Annotated in this window: 1 rRNA gene; it reads left to right on the top strand. The window is 56.8% G+C overall.

What is annotated here, in order from left to right:
- Positions 1 to 2,709, top strand: a 23S ribosomal RNA gene (locus C3492_RS43755); the annotation flags it as partial.

The following is a 2,709-nucleotide window of genomic DNA, read 5'->3' as shown; positions in this document are numbered from 1 at the left end:
GGGACGAGTCAGAAACCGTTGATGTAGGCGAAGGACATGCGAAAGGTCCGGCGTAGAGGGTAAGACCCCCGTAGTCGAAACGTCAGCGGCTCGTTTGAGAGACACCCAAGTAGCACGGGGCCCGAGAAATCCCGTGTGAATCTGGCGGGACCACCCGCTAAGCCTAAATATTCCCTGGTGACCGATAGCGGATAGTACCGTGAGGGAATGGTGAAAAGTACCCCGGGAGGGGAGTGAAATAGTACCTGAAACCGTGTGCCTACAAGCCGTGGGAGCGTCGGAACGAGGCTTGCCTTGTTCTCGTGACTGCGTGCCTTTTGAAGAATGAGCCTGCGAGTTTGCGGTGTGTTGCGAGGTTAACCCGGGTGGGGAAGCCGTAGCGAAAGCGAGTCCGAACAGGGCGTTTTAGTAGCACGCTCAAGACCCGAAGCGGAGTGATCTAGCCATGGGCAGGTTGAAGCGGAGGTAAGACTTCGTGGAGGACCGAACCCACCAGGGTTGAAAACCTGGGGGATGACCTGTGGTTAGGGGTGAAAGGCCAATCAAACTCCGTGATAGCTGGTTCTCCCCGAAATGCATTTAGGTGCAGCGTCGTGTGTTTCTTGCCGGAGGTAGAGCACTGGATAGGCGATGGGCCCTACCGGGTTACTGACCTTAGCCAAACTCCGAATGCCGGTAAGTGAGAGCGCGGCAGTGAGACTGTGGGGGATAAGCTCCATGGTCGAGAGGGAAACAGCCCAGAGCATCGACTAAGGCCCCTAAGCGTACGCTAAGTGGGAAAGGATGTGGAGTCGCAGAGACAACCAGGAGGTTGGCTTAGAAGCAGCCACCCTTGAAAGAGTGCGTAATAGCTCACTGGTCTAGTGATTCCGCGCCGACAATGTAGCGGGGCTCAAGCGTACCGCCGAAGTCGTGTCATTGCAGCGTATAGCCCCAACGGGTGCTGTGATGGGTAGGGGAGCGTCGTCTGCCGGGTGAAGCGGCACTGGAAGGTAGTCGTGGACGGTTGACGAGTGAGAATGCAGGCATGAGTAGCGATACAAACGTGAGAAACGTTTGCGCCGATTGACTAAGGGTTCCTGGGTCAAGCTGATCTGCCCAGGGTAAGTCGGGACCTAAGGCGAGGCCGACAGGCGTAGTCGATGGATAACCGGTTGATATTCCGGTACCCGCTGTGAAGCGTCAAACATCGAGCATCGTGATGCTAAGGCCGTGAAGCCGTTCCGGACCCTTCGGGGAATGGAAAGTGGTGGAGCCGCCGGACCAAGCGGTTAGTAGGTGAGTGATGGGGTGACGCAGGAAGGTAGTCCATCCCGGGCGGTGGTTGTCCCGGGGTAAGGGTGTAGGCCGCAAGGTAGGCAAATCCGCCTTGCATACGGCTGAGACCTGATGCCGAGCCGATTGTGGTGAAGTGGATGATCCTATGCTGTCGAGAAAAGCCTCTAGCGAGTTTCATGGCGGCCCGTACCCTAAACCGACTCAGGTGGTCAGGTAGAGAATACCGAGGCGTTCGGGTGAACTATGGTTAAGGAACTCGGCAAAATGCCCCCGTAACTTCGGGAGAAGGGGGGCCACACTTGGTGATCGGATTTACTCCGTGAGCTGGGGGTGGCCGCAGAGACCAGCGAGAAGCGACTGTTTACTAAAAACACAGGTCCGTGCGAAGCCGTAAGGCGATGTATACGGACTGACGCCTGCCCGGTGCTGGAACGTTAAGGGGACCGGTTAGCTCACTTTCGGGTGGGCGAAGCTGAGAACTTAAGCGCCAGTAAACGGCGGTGGTAACTATAACCATCCTAAGGTAGCGAAATTCCTTGTCGGGTAAGTTCCGACCTGCACGAATGGCGTAACGACTTCTCGACTGTCTCAACCATAGGCCCGGTGAAATTGCACTACGAGTAAAGATGCTCGTTTCGCGCAGCAGGACGGAAAGACCCCGGGACCTTTACTACAGTTTGATATTGGTGTTCGGTTCGGCTTGTGTAGGATAGCTGGGAGACTGTGAAGCAGGCACGCCAGTGTTTGTGGAGTCGTCGTTGAAATACCAGTCTGGTCGTGCTGGATGTCTAACCTGGGTCCGTGATCCGGATCAGGGACAGTGTCTGATGGGTAGTTTAACTGGGGCGGTTGCCTCCTAAAGGGTAACGGAGGCGCCCAAAGGTTCCCTCAGCCTGGTTGGCAATCAGGTGTTGAGTGTAAGTGCACAAGGGAGCTTGACTGTGAGACCGACGGGTCGAGCAGGGACGAAAGTCGGGACTAGTGATCCGGCGGTGGCTTGTGGAAGCGCCGTCGCTCAACGGATAAAAGGTACCCCGGGGATAACAGGCTGATCTTCCCCAAGAGTCCATATCGACGGGATGGTTTGGCACCTCGATGTCGGCTCGTCGCATCCTGGGGCTGGAGTCGGTCCCAAGGGTTGGGCTGTTCGCCCATTAAAGCGGTACGCGAGCTGGGTTTAGAACGTCGTGAGACAGTTCGGTCCCTATCCGCTGTGCGCGTAGGAGTCTTGAGAAGGGCTGTCCCTAGTACGAGAGGACCGGGACGGACGAACCTCTGGTGTGCCAGTTGTTCTGCCAAGGGCATGGCTGGTTGGCTACGTTCGGGAGGGATAACCGCTGAAAGCATCTAAGCGGGAAGCCTGCTTCGAGATGAGGACTCCCACCCACTTGATGGGGTAAGGCTCCCAGTAGACGACTGGGTTGATAGGCC

Source organism: Streptomyces sp. Ru62 (assembly GCF_002920615.1).
Classification (GTDB): Bacteria; Actinomycetota; Actinomycetes; order Streptomycetales; family Streptomycetaceae; genus Streptomyces.
This window is presented reverse-complemented; position numbering and strand designations above follow the sequence as displayed.